Origin of the sequence: Glutamicibacter sp. HZAU (assembly GCF_004100365.1) — a bacterium.
Taxonomy (GTDB): domain Bacteria; phylum Actinomycetota; class Actinomycetes; order Actinomycetales; family Micrococcaceae; genus Glutamicibacter; species Glutamicibacter nicotianae.
In genome coordinates this window covers 196156-219088 of sequence record NZ_SCKZ01000003.1, presented here as the reverse complement: position 1 = coordinate 219088, position 22933 = coordinate 196156, and the positions used below count along the sequence as shown (strand labels likewise).

Below are 22933 nucleotides of genomic sequence, written 5' to 3'. Positions count from 1 at the left end.
CACAAGGGTGCGGGAACAGCATTGGACCAATGCTGTTCCCGCACCCTTTGCGTTGCCGGCTATTTGGTGCGGTGCACCAGCAGCGGGACGAACCGCTCCCCCGCGGTGAGCGACCCGTGCTGCCCCACCATGTCGAAGGCCATCGGTGCGACGCGTCGGCCGTCATAGAAGGCGATGGCTTCGGCCGCCAGGATCATCAGATCACCCAACCGTGCCGCATGTTCTTCGGTGATGGCACCGAAATAGCCGCGTTCTATGGCTTCCTCGCGGGTCATCACCCAGGCTTTGGTGCCGTAGGCCCGCTGCCAGGCCTCGCGAACCCGCAACCGGCAGGCCGCATCGGCTTGAGGGTCGAAGGTCAGTTGGACGCCGCGAGGTTCGCCGCTGGTCAGCTCGACGCCCTCGACCAGCTCAGGCTGCTGGCTGTAGTCGATGCGCTGGGACGCTGGAATGTCCACCATTCCATGGTCGCCGGTGATCAGCACCGTGGTTTCTTCCGGCAGCTTGGATACCAGGTTCTTGATGACGTAGTCCAGCTCTTCGAGGGTGTCCCGCCACTGGCTGGAATCAACGCCGTATTTGTGGCCTGCCTTGTCCAATTCATTGAAGTACGTGTAGACCAGCGCGTTGCGGTTCGAGTCGAAGATCGTGCGGGTAGCACGCGCGCGCGCCGCCGGCTGGTTGGCCGGCACGAATTTGGGACCGCGCAAGGACGCACGGGTCAGGGCCGACTTGGCAAACATCGGGATCGACACGGTCGCCACGTGGATGCCGTGCTCGGCGATCTTCTGGAAAACGGTCGGGCGAGTCTGCCAGGTTTCGGGGTCCAAGTCCCCAGGCCACCCGCCCAGCTGGTTGACCACACGGCGCTTGGCCGGGTCGATGACGTCATAGCCGACCATTCCATGCTCGCCAGGAGCCAGGCCCGTGGCCAGGCTGCTCAGGGATGTCGCGGTGGTCGAAGGGAAGCCGGTGCCCAGCTTCTGCCCCTTCTCGAACAGGCCGCGCAGGAAGGGCGCATGCCCGAGATGGCTTTTGAGCTGGTTCCAGCCCAGTCCATCAACCATGATCAGGGCTACACGCTTGGTCGGGGCGAAGCCCAGGGCATTCTGATAGCCGCCAACCCCCAGTGCCGCTGCCGCCGACGGAAGAATCTCCGACAGCGTAGCTTGGCCGTACTTGGGTGCTTCTGGGATTTTCTGCGCCGGGACAGGCAGGCTGCTGAGCTCTTGTTCCTCGATCATGCTCAGGCGATCGTGGCCAGGCGCAGGCGCACAGCGAACTCGCGGGCCTTGTTCACGGCCTGCTGGCCATCGGCTTCGGCGCTGACACGGATGACCAAGTCCTCAGGCTGCGAGGTGCCATTCAGCCCGTGGTCGGCATCGCACTGCGGATCCCCGCAGGACGCAGGGGCCAGATCGATCCGCTTGGTACCGTCCCAGGACAGCCCGAAGGTCAGTTCCTTGACTGGATCGGCGGACGAGTAATGCTGCGGCTGGTGGTAGACATAGCTCGTGGCAACCGAAGCGATGCGCGCCAGCGAAATCATTTCGACCGATACCTGCGCCATGACATCCTTGCCATGGTCATCAAGCTGCTGGTCATCTACATGCAAGATGAAAAGCACCTTTTCGCTCATAACCATGACGGTGATGTGGCGGTGGACTTCGGTATGGTCGAAGTGAGTTTCCAGATGCACATAGTGGTCAAGCACCGGCTGGCCCATCATGGCTTCAGCCAGCACATCCTGGACCATTTGCGGATAAAAACCCGCACGGACCAAGTCATGCTGAAGCTCAGCGCCAGGCGTGGTCGAATACGTTGGAGAACTCATGCCCCAATTCTACTCAGTCGCCTCCGGCAATTCACGTTTCCGCGTTTGCACTCAGCTGCGCAGGGCACGGCGGACGCTATCCGTGCGCTGCTCTGCGTTGCTGATCTGGATGCTCACCGCCAGCACGCTCAGCGAATCGGTGGCCACGGTGATCGGAGCGAATTTGGCAACTGTCACTTCAGGATGATTGTCTTTGAAGAGCGAGACACGGGTGATGAAATCCTTCAAAGCCTCCAGATCCACGGCCGGCAGTCCCTGGTAGCCGAAAAGGCGCACGCTGCTGCGCGGACGGCGGATGAGCTGTTCCAGATCATGGGTGGAGAACGGCGCCACGCCGTGGGCCCAGTCATCGAGCAGGTTGACCGGATCGCCGCTGAGCCCGAAGGAAATGACCGGCCCCAGCAACGGGTCCTCCATGGCCTTGACAACGCAAGCCTGCCCGGCTGGCGCCATGCTCTGCACATCCAGGGAGTCCACGCCGTATGCGGCCATCAGCGACTTCATGTGCGCGAAGTTCGCCTCCAGGCTCTGCTTGTCCGGGATGCTCAAGCGCACGCCGCCCAGGTCCAGACGTTGCCGCAGATCGGGGTCGTTGGCTTTCAAGGCGACCGGCCAGCCGAGCTGCTCGGCCGCCGCGACGGCTTCTTCGGCTGTGTGCACCACCCGGTGGGAAAGGAACTTGATGCCGTAGAAGTCCAGAAGCTTCCGCACCTGCTCGTCGTTCAATTCCAGCAAGTTGGTCCCTGAAATGGTCTTCACCAACTCATCTAAGTACTCTGCCGCGCCTTCGACATCGATGCCATCCGGGTCGCTCATCGGCTCGTAGGGAACGTCCACCCACTGCTGGTAGCCATAGGCCTTGGCCAGAGCACCGATGACCGTGGTGGGAGATGTATACACCGGAATTCCCTGCTTCAGGCCTCCGGTAATCTTCGTATCCGCCAGCCCCGGAACCAGGGCCACCACCGGTTTCGGCTGCCCGATGAACTCCTTGGCTACCCTGAGGACCGCTCGGGTATCCAGCTCCGAGTAGGGCAGGTGCGCCAACATGATGGCGTGGACTTGCGGGTCATCCACCAGTTCCTGGATCCGGGCACGCAGCACCGGAATGGCCTTGGACTGGCCGATGCTGTAATCCAGCTCGTCGCCCCGCACAGTGGTGTTCAGGTTCCGGTCTTCAGCGACATCGCACACAACCTCGGCGATGGTCAATGAATTGGACAGGATCGCGACGTTCGGGCCCTTGGGTGGCGGGAAGACTGAAAGCAGGGAGGTGACATCCAGGAGCTCTTCGGCGGAGCGCACGCGGATCACGCCGGACTGGCGAAGAATTGCGTTCATTGCCCCCGGCGCTGCCTGCCCTACGCGCACCGAATGGCCCGGTGGAAGGCGGCGGCCCATCACATCGGACTTGGCCACGATTACCGGTTTGCTGCGGGCCAGGCGCCGCGCAATGCGTGCGAATTTGCGCGGGTTGCCGAAGGATTCCAGGTACAGCGCGACGACATGGGTCCTGGGGTCGTCTTCGAAGAACTGCATTGCGTCGTTGCCGGAAACATCGGCCCGCAGGCCGGCCGAAATGGCACTGCTTGGGCCTACACCCTGCTGCAGGGCGACGCCCTGGATGATCGTGCCCATGGCTGCCGATTGGGTGAAGAATCCTACGTTTCCTGCGGCCGGGACATGCTGGCTCCCGGTGGCGTACAGCTTCACCTGCGGGTCGGTGTTCATCAGGCCGGCCGATCCCGGACCGACCACGCGCATTCCGTTGGCACGAGCCAGCGCCACAAGTTCGCGCTGTGCGCCCAGCCCTTCGAGGGTTTCGTATCCGGTGGTCATGATGACCAGGGACTTCACCCCGTGGGCGGCGCAATCGGCAATGGCGTCCTTGACCCCCTCACGCGGAATGCACAGGATGGCGACATCAACCGGTCCTGGAATTTCGGTGACCTTTCCGTAGGCCACCATGCCACCGACTTCCAAGGCCGCATCGTTCACCGCATAGACCGCACCGGTGTACCCGGATTCGATAATTTGCTCCAGCACGTCGTGCCCGAGCTTGCCCCAGGTGCGGCTGGCACCGATCACGGCCACCGACTTGGGCGCCAGCAGCGCTGCCACGCTGCTCGCTTCGGCGCGGTGCTCTCTCGCCTCTGTCACTTCGCGGGACTTCTCAGTGGGGCTGATGGAAAATTCCAGCATGACCACGCCATCCTCGAAGTGGCGGGCGACGGCGTATCCGGCATCGGAGAAGACGGTGAGCATCTTGCGGTTCTCCGGAAGCACCTCGGCGGAGAACTTCTCAATGTCGTTTTCACGGGCCGCCGCGGCCAGGTGCTCCAAGAGGATCGAGCCGATACCGGTTCCCTGGTACTCGTCCGAGACGTTGAAGGCTACTTCGGCTTCCCGCGGATCATCCAAGCGGTCGTAGCGGCCGACGCCGATGATCCTCGCGCCCCGAACCACGGTGAAGGCGACGCGATTCACATGGTCCACATTGGTGAATCGTTCCAGCTCTTTGGGGGTCAGCGACGACTTGTACGTAAAATAGCGTAGGTAGACTGACGTCTCGGACTGCTGCTTGTGCATGTCCTGGAGCGCTTGGGAATCCTGCGGGGTGATTGGCCGCAGGTGCGCTGTTGTCCCATCGCGAAGCACAACATCTGCTTCCCAATGCGCCGGATATGCCGCCGAAAGTTTACGATCCACCATAGGCTTAGGATAGTCGGCAGTTCGGCGTTGCGCCCAGATGCAACACGAAGATTCGGCAGTTCCGGCCCTAAGACAGTAGATGAAGGACGAACAGAGTAATGGCTCGTAAGAAGTCTGAAGAGATTCCAGCGGATTTCGTTGAAAATATCGTCGATATAGACGTCACCAATGAAATGGAATCATCCTTCTTGGAGTACGCCTACTCTGTCATCTACTCCCGTGCTCTTCCCGATGCCCGCGATGGATTGAAGCCGGTTCAGCGACGCATCCTGTTCCAGATGGCCCAGATGGGCTTGCGCCCCGAGAAGGGCCACGTCAAGTCGGCCCGCGTGGTCGGCGAGGTCATGGGCAAGCTGCACCCGCATGGCGACACCGCGATCTATGACGCCATGGTCCGTTTGGCCCAGGATTTCTCGCTGCGCCTTCCGCTGATCGACGGACACGGCAACTTCGGTTCGCTCGATGATGGACCGGCGGCTCCGCGCTACACGGAAGCGCGCCTGGCAGCTTCTGCCGTTGCCATGACCGCGAATCTGGATGAAGACGTCGTGAACTTCGTCCCGAACTACGACAACCAGTTCATGCAGCCAGAAGTGCTGCCCTCTGCGTTCCCGAACCTGCTGGTCAATGGCACCACCGGCATTGCCGTGGGCATGGCCACCAATATGGCTCCGCACAATTTAGGTGAAGTTGTCGCCGCCGCGCAGCACCTGCTAAAGGAACCCGACGCGACCGTTGATGAGCTCATGAAGTTCATTCCGGGCCCGGATCTGCCTTCGGGCGGCAGCATTATCGGATTGGACGGCATCAAGGATGCCTACCGCACCGGCCGCGGCTTGTTCCGCACCCGGGCTACGGTGATCATGGAGAAGATTTCGGCGCGCAAGTCGGGCCTCGTGGTCACCGAGCTTCCCTACGGCGTGGGTCCTGAAAAGGTCATCGAGAAAATCAAGGATGGCGTCAACAGCAAGAAGATCTCCGGCATTTCAGATGTCGTGGACCTGACCGACCGGCATCACGGCCTGAAGCTGGTTATCGAGCTGAAGAACGGTTTCAACCCGAACGCCGTGCTTGCCAGCCTGTACAAGTACACCCCGATGGAAGACTCCTTCGGCATCAACAACGTTGCCCTGGTCGACGGCCAGCCGCGGACCATGGGGCTGCGTGAGCTGCTGACCGTGTATGTGGACCATCGGATGGATGTTGTTCGCCGCCGCACCGTGCACCGTCTGGCCAAGCGCGAGGACCGCCTGCACCTGGTTGAGGGCCTGCTCATTGCCATCGTTGATATTGACGATGTCATTGCCATTATCCGTTCCTCCGAGCAGACCGCTGAAGCTCGCGAACGGCTGATGACGGTCTTCGACCTGAGCGAACCGCAGGCCAGCCACATCCTGGAACTGCGGCTGCGCCAGCTGACCAAGTACTCCAAGCTGGAGCTTGAAACCGAGGCCGAGCAGCTGCGCAAGGAAATCGAAGAACTGCGCGCCATCTTGGAATCCGATGAGCTGCTGCGCACCGTGGTTTCCGATGAACTCGGTGAAATGGCCGAGACCTTCGGCACCCCGCGCCGGACCAAGCTGCTGAAGTCTGCCCAGCTGGCTCCGCTGAAGGGCACCTCGCTGCCCGAAGAAGTCGGGACCGGCAAGAAGGCCAAGCTGGCGATGGAAGTATCCGATACCCCGTGCTGGGTTCTGCTCTCGGCCACCGGACAGATCGCCCGCACCCCTGATCGCCAGGCCGTGGATTACTCCGCGGCTCGCATCAAGCATGATGTGCTCACCTCGCAGGTCGCCTCCAGCGCCCGCGGAGAAATCGGTGCCCTGACATCTGCCGGCCGCATTATCCGCATCTCGCTGATCGACGTTCCGGTGCTCCCGGAGTCCCATGGCTTCCCGCAGCTGGCCCATGGCGTGCCGATTTCCGAATTCCTCAAGCTGGGCAAGGGCGAAAGCGCCGTGGCGCTGGTTCCGCTGAACCGGGTCATTGCCATTGGCACGCAGAACGGCGTGGTCAAGCGCGTCACCCCTGACTACCCGCTGAACCGCGACGAGTTCGAGGCGATTACGCTCAAGGACAAGGACGTGGTGATTGCCGCAGCGCCGGCCGATGACGCCGACGAGCTGGTGTTCATGACCAAGAACGCGCAGCTCCTGCGCTTCAGCGCTTCGGCCGTGCGCGCCCAGGGCCGCACCGGCCAAGGCATGGCGGGCATCAAGCTCGCTGCCGACGATGAGGTGATCTTCTTCGGAGTGATCCCTGCCGGTGCCAGCGACGCCGTAGTGGCCACCATCGCTGCCGGTTCGCAGACCCTTCCTGGGACGTCGGGCCAGTCGGTGAAGCTCACCGAGTTCTCCGAGTTCCCGGCCAAGGGCCGTGCCACCGCGGGCGTGCGCGCGCACCGTTTCGTCAAGGGCGAGGACCACCTGCAGCTGGCTTATGCCGGCCAGGGCCCGGCGCGCGCCAGCTCCTCGGCGGGTGTGGTGCGTGCCTTGCCGACCGAATACGGCAAGCGCGATGGTTCCGGGGCGCCATTGGCCCAATCAGTGAACATCATTGGCGGAGCCATCAGCGGCGGAGACGAAGCTCCGGCAGCACCTGCTGCCCAGGAACCCATGCCAGCCACGGCCCAGGAAGCGTTGATCCCCGAGCCAGCCAAGGCCAAGCCAGTCCCCTCCATCACCCCGGGAGAAGATGCGCTGCCTTTCGATGACGGCGGAATAATCCTCTGAACCGAAATGCGCTGAGCCGACAGCGACAGGGTTGAACGCGGCGCCGTGTCCACCTTGCATGCCAAGATGGAAACGGCGCCGCCGGTCTATGCGTAGACGGCGGGCTTCTGGTTGCCCAGTTCAATGCGGTGGGTGCACTGCGCAGCGAGCTGCTGGTCATGGGTGATCATGACGACGGTTCGCCCGGCAAGAGCCTGATGCAAGGTCGAGAGCAGCTCTCGGGCCTCATCGACGCCGAGGTGTGCTGTCGGCTCATCGAGCAGGATGACCTGGTGGCCGCCTGCCAAGGCGCGCGCTACGGCGAGCTTGCAGCGTTGCCCGCCGGACAGCTGGTGCCCGCCGGAACCAATGCGCGATTCGAGGCCTTCGGGCTGTGTTGCCAGCCAGTCCGCAAGCCCGACCTGCGCCAAAACCGCTTCCAGCTGGGCATCGCTGCGCTGCTGGTCGTCATCGACTCCCAGCATCAGGTTCCGGCGAATCGACGAGTCGAAGAGGTGCGCTTCTTGCGGGCACCACGCCACCGACGACAGGTTTGCCTGCTGCAGATCCAGCAGGTTGCCGTGGGCATCGATTCCCTTCAGCGCTCCCGAGCGCGCAGGCAACGCGCCGAGCAAGGCGGTGAGCAATGTGGATTTCCCTGAGCCCGAAGGCCCGGTAATGGCCGTCCACTGTCCCGCGGGAATGCGCACGCTCAGATTCACCACGACCGATGGACCATCGTCGTATCCGAGGCTGAGATCTTGCGCTTCGTAGCCGGCGATCTTTCGCGGCATGGCTGGAGCATTGCCTTGCGCCGCTGGTGCCGGGCTGCTGCGCATGCCGCGTTCGGCCAGCTTCGATGACAGTTCCTTCAGCGCCCGTCCCTGCTGCACCGCGAGCAAGGCATTTCCAGCGCTCTCCCCCAGCGCGAGGCTCAAGAGCACGGCGAGCGCTGTATGGGATGCGCTGCTGTGCGATAGCGCGGTGATGGCGATGGCAAGCAGCACGCTGGCCAACGTGGCCAGGGCGGTGGCGCTGCCTTGGCCTATTGCGTGCCGGCGAGCGCGTTGCGTATTGCGGGTTTCTGCTTCCTGGAAGCGGCCTAGGATGCGTTCCAGTGCCTGGTTGCTGCGCAGCGCGGACTTGTGCCGCAAGATGCCCAGCACGCTCTGGTTCATCTGCATCCGGTGGCGCAGCTGGAGCACGAAGTGCTCGCCTTCAATGCGCTGGACAAGCCAACGAACCGGGAAGACCAGCACCCCGAACGCGCCAAGGGCAAGATAGCCGAACTCCGGCTGGATGATGTACAAGGCCGCAACAGCGGCCACCCACAGTGCGATTGCCTGCAGCGGCGGGAACAGCACGCGGGCCAAGAGGTCGCGCAGTTCATCCACCTCGGCCAGCAAGAATCGCAGGATGACCGAGGAACGGCTGAGCAGGCCCCATCGTGCCGGGTTGGCCACCATGGCGTTCCACATCTTCTCGCGCAGATCAGCAGCGTAGGCCAGGACCGCGTCGTGGATTGCCAGTTGTTCCAGGTAGCGGAAGACTGCTCGCCCGATGCCGAGGGTGCGGACCATGACGAAAGCTACGGTCAGGTGGAGAATGGCCGGCTGGTAGCTGGATTCAACGATCAGCCATCCGCTCAGCGCCGCGAGCGCCACGGCGCACAGCACGCTCGCGGTCCCCCAGAGCACCGCTTTCGGGGCAGCCTTGTAGCCCATGAGCAAATCGCGCATCGGATTGAAGCGGGTGTTCCCAGCCGCTTGGGCTGTTGCCCCCGGCTGGGTCTGCGAGGCATCCGGCTGCTGGTGGCACATGGCTTGCCCATACGCCACGGCTTCAGCAGCCTCAACGGCATGTCCCGGATTCTGGCTCTGGCCAAAGGCTGGGTCATGGCTGGCGAGCAGCATGGCGCAGCGGGCAGGCAATTCCCCAAGCAGTTCGCGCACTGCCCGGGCGTTGGCCTCATCAAGGTGCGCGGTTGGCTCGTCGGCCAGCAGCACCGTGCACTGATCGTCGCTGTGGACCCGCAGCAGGGCTCGCAGCACTTCCAGGCGGCGCAGCTCGCCGGGCGAGTATTCTCCGATTGGACGGTCGAGCATGGAGCGCAGCGACAGCCGGGTGCTGAGCTCCTCGCGCAATTCGGCAGGTGCCGCCGGGGCATCCTGGTCAAGTTGTTCGCTGCCGGTCATTGCGTTGAACTGCGGATGCTGGCTGATCATGGCCAACTGGCCGGCAATGAAGATCCGCCCGCTAGCCAAGGCCGGGTCGAAGGTGTTGTCGCTGCTGTGCGCCTCGGCGATCAGCTTGAGCAGCGTGCTCTTGCCCGTACCGCTGGCCGTGGACAGCACGAGCCGTTCGCCGGCGCGCAACTGGATATCGACGGCGCGGTGGATTGGATGCTCGCCATCATAGCTGATCTGCAGATCCGAGACTTCCAGGACGTTCTGCGGATTCGCTGCGGTGCCAGCCCGCAGCTGACGGGCCGGGGTGGGTGCGGTGAGGGCCGTGTACTTCTGGTAGGCGGCCAGCCCGTCATCAGCCGCATGGTAGGCGGAGCCCACTTCACGCAGTGCGGAGAACAGCTCGGGTGCCAGGATCAGGATGATCAGCCCGGAGGCGAGATCCATGTTCCCGCCGACCAACCTCACGCCGATCATCACCGCGAGGACCGCCACCGAGAGGGTCGAGATCAGTTCCAGCCAGAAGCTGGACATGAAGACGGTCTTCAGGTTGGCCATGGTGGCCACCCGGTACTTGTTGCTCACGGCCGCGATGGCGTTGCCGTGGGAACGGGCTCGGCCAAGTCCCAGCAGCGCCGGCAGGCCTTGGGCCAGTTCATAGAGCTGATGGGCAAGCCGGTCGAGGGTGGCCTGGGATTCATTGAGGGTGTCCTGGGTGTGCAGGCCGATCAGTGCCATGAACACCGGGACCAGCGGGATGGTCAGGACCAGCACCACCGCGCTGATCCAGTCCAGTTGGAGGATGAAGATGCCAAGCAGCAGCGGTACGGCCACGGCGCCAATGAACGCGGGAATGAATTTGGTGAAGTAGTCATCGAGCTTCTCAAGGCCATGGCTGGCCAAGGTGGCGGTGACCGGTATGGACTGCTGCTGTCCCGCGGGGACGATGGCCGGCTGCTCGGCTTGCCTGCGGACCAGGTTCAACCGCAAGCGTTCCTTTGCGCCTAGGCCCATGCGCCGGGCTCCTGCATTCAAGCCCCACGCGCTGAGTGCTCGAAGCGCGGCCCCGGCTAATGCCAGGACCAGCAGCTGCGGTTCATTGGCGCCTCCCGCGGCCATGGTGGCGATCCATTGGCCCAGAGCGTAGGCGACGAGGACCAGCCCCGCGACCTTGAGCGCTGAGAACAGCGCCAGGACCAGGAATTGTCGTGGCGAGATCAGGTCACGCGGCAGGAATCGCGGGGATGGCATTGCTACTCTTTCCGTCGAAAACGCAGTTACTTGATGATCGAGACGACACGATGGGTGTCGGGGATATGCTCTTCGCGCAAGCGCTTGCGGAATACCCAGTAGCTCCACGCCTGGTAGGCCAGGACCAACGGCACGCCAAAGGCAGCGACGATGCTCATGAGCTTCAGGGTGTAGGCCGTGCTTGACGCGTTGGCCACGGTGAGATCGAAGGCCGGGTCAATGGTCGACGGCAGCACCACCGGATAGGCGGCGGTGAAGATCGCGGCGACTCCGGCCAATAGGGTGACTCCCAGGGCAATGAAGGAAACTCCGTCGCGTCCCGCGCGTCCGCTGATCATCGAAACGGCAAGGGAGATGACAGCCAGGCCCATCACTGCCCATGCGATGCTGGAGTCGTTATCCAGCAGCACCAGCAGGGCCCACGCGACCAGGGGCAGGATTGCCGCCGGCAGCCAGCGGCCCACGAGCTTGCCTGCTTCGTGGCGGACCGTCCCGTCGGTTTTCAACCGCAGGAAAGCCAATGCATGGATCCAGCAGAACGCCACCACCGCTACGCCACCGAGAATGGCATGCCAATTCAGCCAGGCGAAGGCTCCGCCGATCCGATCCCCGTTCTCATTCAAGGGCAACCCCAAGGTGGTCAACGCCAGCATGGCTCCGACGCCGAAGGCAGCCACCAGCGATCCGAGGCCCAAGGCCAGATCCCATGCTTTCCGGGTTGCGGCGGTGATCGCCTTGCCCCGGTATTCGATGGCCACTGCACGGAAGATCAATGCCACCAGGACAATGGTCAACGGAATGTAGAGTGCCGAGAATAGCGAGGCGTACCAGTGCGGGAAGGCGGCAAAGGTGGCGCCACCGGCGGTCAGCAGCCACACTTCGTTGCCGTCCCAGACCGGGCCAATGGTATTCAGCAAGAGGCGCTTGCGTTTCTCAGTGGAACGGCCAAGCCCAATGAGCATGCCGACCCCGAGGTCGAAGCCTTCAAGGAAGAGATAGCCGCACCAGAGCAGCGCGATCACAACGAACCAAAGTGTTGGAAGCCAATCCATTGAAATTCTCCTTCGTCCGTTCCGCTAGTAGGCGAATGCCAGTACGTCGTCATCGTCGTTGTCTGGTCCCTCTGGGCCTCCAGATGACGAATGATCTGCCGCTTCGAGCTCCGGCATTGCCGATGCCACGCCGCCGCGGATGTAGCGAGTGAGCAGGACCAGCTCCACAACCAGCAGCACGCCATAGATTGCTGTAAGCGAGATCAGCGAGAACAGCATTTCTCCTGCGCTGACCGTGGGCGAGACTGATGCCGCGGTGTACATGAATACCTGGTCGACGCCACCCATCTGCGGGTTGGGCGCAACGGTGAACGGCTGCCGGCCCATTTCGGTGAAAATCCAGCCGGTGGCATTGGCGCCGAAGGGCGCGGCGATGCCCAAGACCGCCAGTCTCGAAAGCCATTTGTTTTCCGGGACAGTGCCCTTGCGGGTGATCCACAGGGCGACACCGGCCGCCAGTGCCGAGAGTCCGCCAAGGGTGATCATCAAGCGGAAGCCCCAGTAGGTCACTTCCATGACGGGCAGGTAGTTGATTTCCTGGCCTGCGTAGGGGCCGAAGGACTCGTCGTTTGGATAGTACTTGCCGTATTTTTCCTGGTATTCGGGAATCAGGGTATTCACGCCCTTGATTTCGGTGGTGAAATCTCCGTTGGCCAGGTACGAGAGAATTCCCGGGATTTCGAAGACAGCTACGACGTTGTCGCAGTTGGTTGCGCCCTGGGCGGTGATATCGCCCAACGACAGCACGGAGAAACCGGTTCCGTCATGGCATGCCGCCTCTGCCGCTGCCATTTTCATCGGCTGCTGTTCGAACATCAGCTTTGCTTGCTCGTGCCCGCTCAGGGCAACTCCGAGGAAGGCTACCATGGCTACCGAGGCGCCGATGCGCAGGGACTTGATCCAGACCTGGTAGTCGGTCTTGTCGCGGCTCTTGCCGCGGTTAGGATCCTCGCCCACGACCACGTATCCGTTGGCGTCCACGGTGTCGATGCCTTCTTTGCGGCGGCGGTAGAGGTGGAACCATGAAATGCCCAACAGGAAGCCGCCGGCGACAGCGAAGGCGCCGAAGATGGTGTGCGGGAAGGTCACAAGCGCAGTGTTGTTGGTGAAAACCGCCCATGCGTCGGTCATCACGGCGCGGCCGTCAACAATTTTCGTTCCCACCGGGTGCTGCATCCATGAGTTCGCCACGAGGATGAAGTAGGCCGAAAGAATCGTTGCCAAGGAAGCGCACCAGATCGTAGCCAGGTGGACACGCTTGGGAAGCTTCTTCCAGCCAAAGATCCACAGCCCCAGGAAGGTCGATTCGACGAAGAAGGCCAGCAGTGCTTCCATGGCCAACGGGGCACCGAATACGTCGCCGACATAACGGCTGTATTCGCTCCAGGCCATGCCGAATTGGAACTCTTGGACGATGCCCGTGGCAACGCCCATGATGAAGTTGATGAGGAAAAGCTTTCCCCAGAATTTTGTCATTCGCAGCCAGTGCTCGTTGCCGGTGCGATGCCACATGGTTTGCAATGTGGCCACGGTCAAGCCCAGTCCAATGGTCAGGGGCACCATCAAGAAGTGGTAGACCGTCGTAATGCCGAATTGCCAGCGGGCAATCTCTAGAGCATCCATGGATTCCTCAACTATCGTGGGATGGAATTTAAACCGCTTTTCTACCGTTCGTAGAAAAGTCCTCCAAAGCAACCATAGACGATTTCGACAGCTTGTAGAAATTGAAGGGATTCGCAGTTTTGCTCGGCTCCGAATTTCGCCACGGCGAACGTGCGCGCAAATACTAAGCCTATTGACAGGGTCGTGTCTATCGTTCTTAAAAACCCAAGTCAACAAGTTTCATCCTCACCTTCCCGTAACTTGCGGCGCAACAGCTAAAGCCCGTACTCACCCATCTCTTTTACGCTCCGTAGAAATATTGTGGAAAAATGGCTACAATTAAGAGCCCAAGCAGTCTGCATGCTCTCCTTGAGTGCAAGCAACCGCGTTAAAACTAATGCAAGTGAGGTACGACCTAGTGGCCAGCCTTGGCGATCTGGAACGCTCCGTCATGGATCTTCTGTGGGATTCCGCAGAACCACTCACCGCGAATGACCTTCGTGATGATTTGGCGGCGCTTGGCACCGACGCGAAAGAACTCGCAGTAACGACGGTGCTGACTGTGCTAGCACGTCTCGAGAAGAAGGGTTTGGTGGAGCGCGAGCGCACTACCCGCCCTCATCGATACGCAGCTTCATCCTCCCGTGAGGATCACACCGTTGGACTGCTCAACGACGCCCTGGGCACAGCCCAGGACCGTGAAGCAGTCTTGGCACGATTCATTGGAGGCATCTCCCCCGACGAAGCAGCTTCCCTGCGTGCTATCTTGGACTCAGTAAAGTCCGCATAATTTAGATGAACTTCGGGGACTGAGTGCTTCTCACCTCATATTTCCTAGCGGCGTTGGCTATCGCTTTGGCGTGGCCGACGCCGTTGGCTTTATCCAAGGCGAAATGGACCGCGCGCTCACCGGTGCAAGCGGTACTCCTGTGGCAAGCCATTGCTCTAGGCGGTGGCCTTTCCATGATCGGCTCAATGCTTGTCTGGGGCTTGGATCCACTAGGCGATGATCTGATCTCCGCACTGCATGGTGGATGGCTCCTACTGACAGGAGACACGAGTGTGCCCTACCCCGGCATAGTGCACCTCTTCGCCTTGAGCACAGCTCTGCTCTTCGGTTTCCACCTGGTATTGACCCTCATGCGTGCTGCTTGGCGCACCTCTCGCCAACGAGCCAAGCACCGGCAGCTGCTTCGCCTGTTGAGCAACCCCTCGCAGACGCGCGCGAACACCTTGGTGATCGATCATGATATGCCTGTGGCATACTGCGTGCCCGGCATCTCGCAGTCGGTGACAGTACTGTCACGGGGATTGCTCACCCAGCTTTCGGCTCAAGAGCAGCAGGCGGTCATAGCCCATGAACGCTCCCATTTGGATCAACGGCATGATCTGCTAATCCTGGCCTTCACGGCCTGGCACGAAGCGTTGCCCTGGTTGCCGACCTCACGGCTTGCACTCGATGCAGTGCGCCAACTGATCGAAATGCTGGCCGACGACAAAGCGCTGGAAAAGGTCAATCGGCAAACGCTGCTCAAAGCCATCGTCACTGTGGCCACCGCAGCGACCATGGATGACCGCTCGTCAACGACTCATGCCTCTAGCGCCGGTCTGGTTGGCATGCCCGATGGCGAAGTATCATCCCGCAGGCTCAAGCGCTTGCTTTCCCCGCAAGATCCGCTGAGCCGCCCGCAACGGGCACTGGTGCTGCTGAGCACCATCATGCTGATGGTCTGCCCGACAGTTCTGCTCATCGCGCCACGGCTGCTGGACTGGTAGCACCCGCTCAATCCCATGCAACGACGTCCTTGAACCCCAGTGGAGTTCAAGGACGTCGTTGCATCTGCGGTTCTAAACGTCGATGCGTTCCCGCTCAAGATCGTCGGCGCCGTCGATGATGAACTTCTTGCGCGGTGCCACATCCGAGCCCATCAGCAGGTCGAAGACTTCTTCGGCTGCCTGCGCATGCTCGATGCCAACACGGCGCAGCATGCGATGGCGTGGATCCATGGTGGTTTCAGCCAGCTGGTCTGCATCCATCTCACCCAGGCCCTTATAGCGCTGGATCGGCTCCTTGTAGCGTCGGCCCTCCTTCTCCAAGCTGGCCAGCAGCTTGGTCATTTCCGCCTCTGAGTAGGTGTAGATGACTTCGTTCTGCTTGGCGCCCGGATTAATTACCTCGATGCGGTGCAACGGCGGGACCGCCGCATAGACGCGACCGTGCTCAATCATCGGACGCATATAGCGGTAGAACAGCGTCAGCAGCAGGGTGCGAATGTGCGCACCGTCAACGTCAGCATCGGTCATCAGGATAATCTTGCCGTATCGCGCTTGCTCGATGTCGAAGCTGCGGCCTGAACCAGCACCTATCACCTGGATCATCGCTGCGCACTCCGCATTGGAGAGCATGTCCGAGATCGACGCCTTTTGCACATTGAGGATCTTGCCACGAATCGGCAACAACGCCTGGTACTCGCTGGAGCGTGCAAGACGGGCAGTGCCCAATGCGCTGTCGCCCTCGACGATGAACAGTTCGGATTTGCCGACTTCCTTGCTCCGGCAATCAAGCAGTTTGGTTGGCAGCGACGAGGATTCCAAAGCCGTCTTGCGACGCTGGGTTTCCTTATGCATGCGTGCCGACACACGAGACTTCATCTCGTTGACGACCTTCTCCATCAGAGTGGAGGCTTCAGCCTTTTCGTTGCGCTTGCTGGAGCCCAGACGATCATTGAGCGCCTTTTCCAGCACCTTGGAAACAATCTGGCGCACTTGTGGGGTACCCAAAATTTCCTTGGTCTGGCCCTCGAACTGGGGCTCGGCCAATCGGACGGTCAGCACGGCGGTCAGACCGGCCAGAACATCGTCCTTTTCCAGCTTGTCCTTCTGGCCGAACTTGAGCTTGCGCGCGTTGGCCTCGATATTCTTGCGGAAGGACTTGAGCAGGGCCTGCTCGAAGCCTGCGGTATGCGTACCGCCCTTGGGTGTCGCAATAATATTGACGAAGCTGCGCAGGGTGGTTTCATAGCCGATCCCCCAGCGGACCGCCACGTCCACTTCGCAGACACGCTGCACATCTTCAATATGGCTGCGGCCGTTGCTGTCGATGACCGGAACCTTTTCATGGAAGGAACCGCTGCCGTGGAAGCGCCAGATGTCGGTAACCGGTGAATCGCTGCTCAGGTAGTCGACGAATTCGCTAATGCCGCCGTCGTGCTGGAACACTTCCTCATGAGGTCCGTCTGCGCCCGGAGTGTCCGGCAGTCCGCGTTCATCACGCAGGGTGATGCGCAGCCCCGGGACCAGGAAGGAGGTTTGGCGGGCGCGATCCTGCAATTCCTTGTAGGAGAATTTCGCATCCGGGGTGAAGATATGGCTGTCGGCCCAGTAGCGAATGCGCGTTCCGGTTACGCCGCGTTTGGCTTTGCCGATAATTCCCGGTGGCGTTGCGGTCTCATGGGCCTTGAACGCCGCATCGGCTTTCTTGCGCCCCTTATCGGTAAATTTGCCTGGTTCGCCGCGACGGAACTGCAAGCCGTAGGTTTTGCCGCCGCGGTCAACTTCCACGTCCAAGCGGGCCGACAGAGCATTTACTACTGAGGCGCCCACGCCGTGCAGGCCGCCGGATGCGCTGTAGGAGCCACCGCCGAACTTGCCACCGGCGTGCAATTTGGTGAAGACGACTTCCAAACCGCTCAGCCCAGTCTTGGGTTCAACATCCACGGGGATGCCACGGCCATCGTCTCGGACTTCGACCGAGCCGTCAGAGTGCAAGATAACATCAATGGCCTGCCCAAACCCGCCTAACGCCTCGTCAACAGAGTTATCGATGATCTCCCAGAGGCAATGCATCAAGCCACGGGAGTCGGTGGAGCCAATGTACATGCCTGGTCGCTTACGAACTGCTTCCAGGCCTTCCAATACGGAAAGGTGCCGGGCACTGTAATTGTCGGATGAAGCCACTGAGCTGATGTCTCCTACTTGCATGAGAAAGTACGTCTTGGTTCATATTCTAATCGTTAATGTGTTCGAATACCCGCTATTTTCCGGTGCTGGCAAGCACGCCGGGCAGGTATGAGCTTATCCACATGCGCTACGCGGTGAGCGAAAGAACAGCCCATTCGGGATAAAGTCGGGATCCAAGCTGGTTGTATAGAGTAACCATCAACTTTAGGAGGCTGGCAATGACTACTACGACCGCTAGTCGTGAACTTAACGCCCTCGACCGGTGCGACCGTTGCGGCGCACAGGCCTACGTGCGAGCCGTGCTGGCTTCGACCGGCGGTGAGCTGCTTTTCTGCGCTCACCATAGCCGCGATGTAGAGCAAAAACTGCGTCCGCAGACTTCCCTATGGCAGGATGAGTCCTCGCGGCTCTACGAAAAGCCCAAGGTAGACGCCAACGACTAATCTCGTGGCCAACTGCTGATCAAAGAAGGCGACCCGCTTTGGGTCGCCTTCTTCTTGCATTAATGGCAATGAAAAATGTGGCCAGCAGTTCATTGCATGAACTGCTGGCCACATCCTCAGATTCTTAGTCCAGATAGTCGCGCAGCACCTGGGAACGCGATGGGTGGCGCAGCTTCGACATCGTCTTGGATTCGATCTGGCGAATGCGTTCGCGGGTCACCCCGTAGACCTTGCCGATTTCGTCCAGCGTCTTAGGCTGGCCATCGGTCAGGCCGAAACGCATTGCCACGACGCCTGCTTCGCGTTCCGAAAGCGTGTCGAGCACCGAATGCAGCTGTTCCTGCAACAGGGTGAAGGACACTGCATCGGCTGGCACAACAGCTTCCGAGTCTTCGATCAGGTCACCGAATTCGGAGTCGCCGTCTTCGCCAAGCGGGGTATGCAGGGAAATCGGTTCGCGGCCGTATTTCTGGACCTCGACGACCTTTTCAGGGGTCATGTCCAATTCCTTGGCCAACTCTTCTGGGGTCGGTTCGCGACCGAGATCCTGAAGCATCTGGCGCTGGACACGGGCCAGCTTGTTGATGACTTCAACCATGTGCACAGGAATACGAATGGTACGCGCCTGGTCAGCCATGGCACGGGTGATTGCCTGGCGAATCCACCAGGTGGCATAGGTCGAGAACTTGAAACCCTTGGTGTAGTCGAACTTCTCCACCGCACGGATCAGGCCCAAGTTGCCTTCCTGGATCAGGTCCAGGAAGAGCATGCCGCGGCCGGTGTAGCGCTTGGCCAGGGAAACTACCAGTCGAAGGTTTGCTTCCAGCAAGTGGTTCTTGGCGATCTTGCCATCATGGATAATCTGCTCGTAGTCCCAGCGCAGACGCTGATCCATCGAACCATCGTCCTTCTCCAGCTTGTCAGCTGCGAACAGGCCAGCTTCAATGCGCAGGGCCAAGTCGACTTCCTGCTCAGCGTTCAGCAGGGCAACCTTGCCGATCTGCTTCAGGTAGTCCTTGACCGGGTCAGCGGTCGCGCCGGCCACCATGACCTGCTGCTGCGGAGCGTCGTCATCACCGGTTGAAAGGGTGAAGCCCTTCGAATCATCGTCGGACTTCGCATCCTTCGAATCGGTGCCTGGCTCAGCATCGTCATCGGCGTCAGCCAACGCTCCGGTTGATTCGTCTTGCGCTGCGGTTTCGGCAGCGACCTTTTTAGTCCGAGGCTTGGCCTTGGTAGCGCGCTTCTTCGCTGCAGGGGCTGCTGACTCGGCCTCAGCCGCGTCGACCTCGGCCTCAGTTGCTATGCGATTAGCGTTCGTCTCAGAAGATGACACGAATAACCTTTCTAACGATGCGTTCCGGATGCACCTGCCGGTAACACCACTATGACCCTGTCAAGTCCGATAGTGCTCAGTCGCTGACTAAACACCTAGGGCTGGCACATTGGTATCAACGCATCAAGCCCGCCTAATGTTCCCGAAATCCGCAGATTTCAAGACCTAGGCAATTCGAACCTAACCGGGTCTGTTGTCCCATTATCCATGAATTAGCATCAGGACACCACTTGAGACACTCCGGCCGCCGTTGCTCACCTGAAATTGGCACGCCAAGCCCGCAATTGATCGGTCGCCCACTCGGGCATGATTCCATGGGACATCAGTTTCTGCAGCAACCGCGCCAACTCGTAGTTCGGGTTTTCTTCTACAGCCCGGCCCAGCAGGCACAAAGCCATAGTCCCCCGGCCTCGTGCCCACTCGATCCAGGCAAGAATGCACAGCAGGGCCTGCCGGGCGTTGCCTTCGGCCACGCCGAGCAGGTCTCTTGCTACCGACCACAGCCGGTCAATCCGCTGCCAGTCTGGCGCATGCCAACCACGGCCCAGCAAGTAGTTGGTCAAGGGCGAGGCAGCGGCTTCCCGGTCTCCGCGCATCACGCCAAAGAGCACATCCAATGCCGCGTCCAGACCTTGGCCAGCCAAATACGGAAGCAGATCTCGGACGATTTTCACTTCCAAGGATCCAAGCAGAAGTGCGGTGTGCTCATGCTCGTCGTGGATCCAGGTTCGGGCTTCCGCTTCGGCGAGGTCCATCGTCTGCAGCCATGCTTCAAGGCAGTTGATCACGTTGTGCTGCTGGCTGGAAACAATCTTCAGGATCTCGGCGGCCTGCGGCCACTCAGGGATTCCACTGCCGTCCCATGGAACATCCAACGGCGCTGATCCAGCAAAGACCAGCGACAGGTGCGTCTCGTTGGTTTCCAGCGGACGTACCGGGGTCGGCTCTGCGTAGTCGTCGGTCGCGTAGTTCCAGACGAATCGGCCCTGCCGGCACCAGCTGTGGCGCAACAGGACTTTTTTGCCGGCCAGCCCCTGTTCGAGCTGCGCAACCAGATGCGAGTACGGAATACGGCCCTCGGCCAGCGAATCTTCCGGCGCGTAGACCACCAGAACCACGCCTTGGATATGGGGCATGCGATCCAGGAGGCGAAACACCTGCGCGGTCCACGACTCCCGCTCCGCCGAAGTGTCCGCTTCTGGCAAATCGACACGCAGGGTCGCTTCCAGGTGGTCCTCGTCGATCAGCATCAGCACGGCGGAATTTTGCGGATAGAAACCGAGGGCATGAGGCACATAGGCCAGGATGTCCTCGCAGCTGGAGAGCGAGAGGGGATGGCGTTCTGGTGTAGTTGTCATGGCTCCACGGTGCATCGCGGCGCTTGGCACAGGACGTCAACGCGTGCGAGCTGTGGAGAACCTTTTGGTCCAGGCCTCGGGGCCGGCGGTTACTGTTCAGCGAGGAATCGGCGCGCCTTGCGGCGTTCGATGACCATGAATGCCATGCCGAGCAATGCCATGACGAATTGGAAGGACAGTGCCACCCGGAAAGCCGGCAGGTTGTAGAGTTCTCCGACCGAGCCGTTGGCCTTGTGCAGCATGTCCATGATGAAACCGATGACGTAGATGGTGACGAATGCTCCGATGAATCCGCCGGTATTCACCAGGCCGGTGGCAGTTCCCAGAACCCGCGGCGGGTTGAACGTACGCGCGAAGTCGAAACCGATCACGGAGGCCGGGCCGCCGGCGGCAATGGCGACCATCAGGAGCACCAGAATCCATAGCGGCGCCTGTCCCGGCCAGAGCAGAACGGTCGCCCATAGCGCCAAGATGGAGCCCACGATGGACAACGCAATATTGGAACGTTGGCTGGCATGGCGCGCGGTCAAGGCGCCGAGGATCGGACCCAGCACGATGGCGACGACAACGAATACAGCCATCAGGCCCGAAGCCAACGCGCCATCTATGCCTTGGCCCTCGACAAGGAACGGGTAGCCCCACGTCATCATGAAGGTGTTGATCATGAAGGCCGTAGAGAAGTGGGTCCAGAAACCCAAGCGGGTCCCTGGCTGCTTCCATGCCTGCGCGATCCGCGAGCCGGTCTCCTGCTCCCCCGCGCCATGCCCATCCCAGTTCTTGCCATTGCGCACGAAGGCGATCGTCGTGATGAAGGTGGCGAAAGCGAACCCTGACATGATCGAGAATGCCGCGGACCAGCCGACGCCAAGCAGGATCATATGGAATGGAAAGAGGCTGATCAGCTGCCCGAGCTGGCCAAAAGTACCGGTGAGCTGGGTGAGCACCGGAATGCGCGAGCCGGAGAACCACAGGGGCAAGAGCTTGAGCACGGAGACGAAGACCATCGCGTCGCCCATGCCGACCATGACGCGCCCGGCCAAGCCCATAGGCACGTTGACCGAAATCGCCAGGAACGCTTGGCCGGCAGCCATCAGCAGGGCGCCGCAGGTAATCAGGATGCGGGGCCCGAATTTATCCAGCAGCAGCCCTACGGGGACCTGCGCCCCGGCATAGACAACGAGCTGCACGACCGAGAACGTCGCCAGGATCTGTGCGCTGGCATCGAAGCGTTCGGTGGCTTGGATGCCCGCGACTCCGAAGCTGGTGCGTTGGGAAATTGCAGAAATGTAGGCAAGAATTGCGAAGCCGAAGACGAGCCACGATTTCGGCGAATTCAGTTGGGCCTGGCTCACTGGTCGTGATCACCTGGCAACGGTTCGATATGACCGTTTTTCAACCAATCTTCAGTGTTCTCGATGGCGGCCAGGAAATGCTCGGCGCTGGCGCCCAGTTCCTCGGCATCCGCCATCTGCTCATCTTCGTCCAGCAACAGCGAACGCGACGCGTGCTCCTTGGCATGCGCGTCGAAACGTTCCTCGAATCCGTCCACCATCTGGCGGACGTCGCTATTGGCTTGAAGCTGCTCGGCGAGCTGCTGGTCAACCAATCGGGCTGCTTCGCGCAGCTTGTCGGTCGGCAGAGCCAGCTTCAGCGCCGCGCCCACATACTCCAGCGTCGCAACGGCGACCGCCGGGTACTCGGATTCGGCAAGGTAGTGCGGGGTATGCATCGAGTAGCCCACGACATCTCGGCCGGCTTCGCTCAGGCGGATTTCGAGCAGCGAGGCCAAGCCTGCCGGAGATTCGACCGTAGGGCTCCATGTCGAGATGTTCTCGATCAGATCCTTGCGGTTGCCGTGGGCGGTCACGCCGACCGGCCGGGTATGCGGCACCGGCATCGGCAATGATGCGGTCCCAACAACCAGCGATACGTTGAAGGCCTCGATGAATGACTGCAGTTCCGCGATCACGCGTTCCCACTTCAGATCCGGTTCAACTCCGTTGAGGAACCAGAACTTGCGGTCCATCTCATCAGTCATCAGGTAGATCTCGATGCGCGGGGCCTGGTATCCGGCGAAGTGGTCGCCAAGGAAAGAGACGCGCGGGCGCTGGGAGGTGTAGGCGATCAGCTCGTCGGCATCGAAAGTGGCGAAGAGTTCGGATTCCAGACGGCCGAAAAGCTCGTTGGAGACCTGCGCGTGATTATGCCCGGCGTCACTGATGCTCTTCAGCGAAATGAACATCCCAAGACCTTGAAGGCGCGAGTCATCCAAATCGTCTGCGACCAGCGTCATCAACGAATCCTTGGACATTTTCTCCTCATTCAGGGTCGGCATCCGGCACAGCAGGGCGGCAACCATCGGCTAGGACTGAACTTCTGCAACAGATCAATGCTCCATCCTATCGCTACTTGGCTTTCGCTCGCTGTGAAGTAACGCACGATGACGCGGAACCTCGGATAACCTAGATGCAGGAGACGCACAGCCCAC

15 protein-coding genes are annotated in these 22933 nt (G+C 60.9%); 4 read left to right on the top strand and 11 right to left on the bottom strand.

Translation table 11 applies throughout. The annotated features are described in order from the left end of the window. Positions 1 to 59: 59 nt before the first annotated feature. From EKH49_RS05685 to EKH49_RS05675, 3 genes are read right to left on the bottom strand one after another with little or no spacing between them, the layout of a single operon-like run. The gene (locus EKH49_RS05685) at positions 60 to 1244 is read right to left on the bottom strand and encodes an alkaline phosphatase family protein (RefSeq protein WP_128470075.1); all 1185 of its coding nucleotides are present in this window, start codon (positions 1242 to 1244) and stop codon (positions 60 to 62) included. 2 nt (positions 1245 to 1246) lie between these two features. Further along, on the bottom strand, positions 1247 to 1834 hold the full coding sequence (locus tag EKH49_RS05680; protein ID WP_121867005.1) for a DUF5998 family protein: 588 nt from the start codon (positions 1832 to 1834) through the stop codon (positions 1247 to 1249). A 51-nt stretch (positions 1835 to 1885) separates the two neighbouring features. Continuing rightward, the gene (locus tag EKH49_RS05675; protein ID WP_128470074.1) at positions 1886 to 4546 is read right to left on the bottom strand and encodes a bifunctional acetate--CoA ligase family protein/GNAT family N-acetyltransferase; all 2661 of its coding nucleotides are present in this window, start codon (positions 4544 to 4546) and stop codon (positions 1886 to 1888) included. Positions 4547 to 4644: 98 nt separating this feature from the next. Here EKH49_RS05675 and EKH49_RS05670 point away from each other — a divergent pair, with 98 nt between their 5' ends. Then, entirely contained in the window at positions 4645 to 7278 is a 2634-nt protein-coding gene (locus EKH49_RS05670; RefSeq protein WP_128470073.1) for a DNA gyrase/topoisomerase IV subunit A, read from the top strand. Positions 7279 to 7364: 86 nt separating this feature from the next. Here the strand turns inward: EKH49_RS05670 and cydC are convergent, their stop codons facing one another. Genes cydC through EKH49_RS05655 form a run of 3 tightly spaced genes read right to left on the bottom strand, consistent with a single transcriptional unit; the run spans position 7365 to position 13369 of the window. After that, complete coding sequence (gene cydC / locus EKH49_RS05665; protein WP_128470072.1) at positions 7365 to 10694, bottom strand: thiol reductant ABC exporter subunit CydC; 3330 nt, start codon at positions 10692 to 10694, stop codon at positions 7365 to 7367. Positions 10695 to 10720: 26 nt separating this feature from the next. Beyond that, positions 10721 to 11746 carry a cytochrome d ubiquinol oxidase subunit II gene (gene cydB / locus EKH49_RS05660; RefSeq protein ID WP_128470071.1) on the bottom strand — a complete coding sequence of 342 codons (1026 nt, stop codon included), beginning with the start codon at positions 11744 to 11746 and terminating at the stop codon, positions 10721 to 10723. Positions 11747 to 11770: 24 nt separating this feature from the next. Next, positions 11771 to 13369: a cytochrome ubiquinol oxidase subunit I gene (locus tag EKH49_RS05655; RefSeq protein ID WP_128470070.1), complete on the bottom strand. Its 1599-nt coding sequence runs from the start codon at positions 13367 to 13369 to the stop codon at positions 11771 to 11773. Between the two features lie 397 nt (positions 13370 to 13766). Here EKH49_RS05655 and EKH49_RS05650 point away from each other — a divergent pair, with 397 nt between their 5' ends. Both EKH49_RS05650 and EKH49_RS05645 read left to right on the top strand, forming a co-directional pair. After that, on the top strand, positions 13767 to 14138 hold the full coding sequence (locus EKH49_RS05650; RefSeq protein ID WP_066144398.1) for a BlaI/MecI/CopY family transcriptional regulator: 372 nt from the start codon (positions 13767 to 13769) through the stop codon (positions 14136 to 14138). A gap of 305 nt (positions 14139 to 14443) precedes the next feature. Beyond that, complete coding sequence (locus tag EKH49_RS05645) at positions 14444 to 15124, top strand: M56 family metallopeptidase (RefSeq protein ID WP_330857411.1); 681 nt, start codon at positions 14444 to 14446, stop codon at positions 15122 to 15124. 72 nt (positions 15125 to 15196) lie between these two features. On the opposite strand, the gene EKH49_RS05640 is transcribed toward EKH49_RS05645, so the two are convergent. After that, positions 15197 to 17305, bottom strand: coding sequence for a DNA gyrase/topoisomerase IV subunit B (locus EKH49_RS05640; protein ID WP_128470068.1), 2109 nt, complete (start codon positions 17303 to 17305; stop codon positions 15197 to 15199). 221 nt (positions 17306 to 17526) lie between these two features. Here EKH49_RS05640 and EKH49_RS05635 point away from each other — a divergent pair, with 221 nt between their 5' ends. Beyond that, complete coding sequence (locus tag EKH49_RS05635) at positions 17527 to 17751, top strand: DUF7455 domain-containing protein (protein WP_038991880.1); 225 nt, start codon at positions 17527 to 17529, stop codon at positions 17749 to 17751. Positions 17752 to 17875: 124 nt separating this feature from the next. On the opposite strand, the gene EKH49_RS05630 is transcribed toward EKH49_RS05635, so the two are convergent. From EKH49_RS05630 to EKH49_RS05615, 4 genes are all read right to left on the bottom strand, one after another. Then, positions 17876 to 19087 (bottom strand): RNA polymerase sigma factor, encoded by a 1212-nt coding sequence (locus tag EKH49_RS05630; RefSeq protein ID WP_128470067.1) that lies wholly within the window; start codon positions 19085 to 19087, stop codon positions 17876 to 17878. A 254-nt stretch (positions 19088 to 19341) separates the two neighbouring features. Beyond that, positions 19342 to 20445, bottom strand: a complete 1104-nt coding sequence (locus tag EKH49_RS05625; protein ID WP_161567459.1) for a DUF4192 family protein — start codon at positions 20443 to 20445, stop codon at positions 19342 to 19344. Positions 20446 to 20534: 89 nt separating this feature from the next. Continuing rightward, on the bottom strand, positions 20535 to 21797 hold the full coding sequence (locus EKH49_RS05620) for an MFS transporter (RefSeq protein ID WP_128470065.1): 1263 nt from the start codon (positions 21795 to 21797) through the stop codon (positions 20535 to 20537). Then, the gene (locus EKH49_RS05615) at positions 21794 to 22756 is read right to left on the bottom strand and encodes a proteasome assembly chaperone family protein (protein ID WP_128470064.1); all 963 of its coding nucleotides are present in this window, start codon (positions 22754 to 22756) and stop codon (positions 21794 to 21796) included. The genes EKH49_RS05620 and EKH49_RS05615 overlap by 4 nt, the downstream gene beginning before the upstream one ends. Positions 22757 to 22933: the final 177 nt, after the last annotated feature.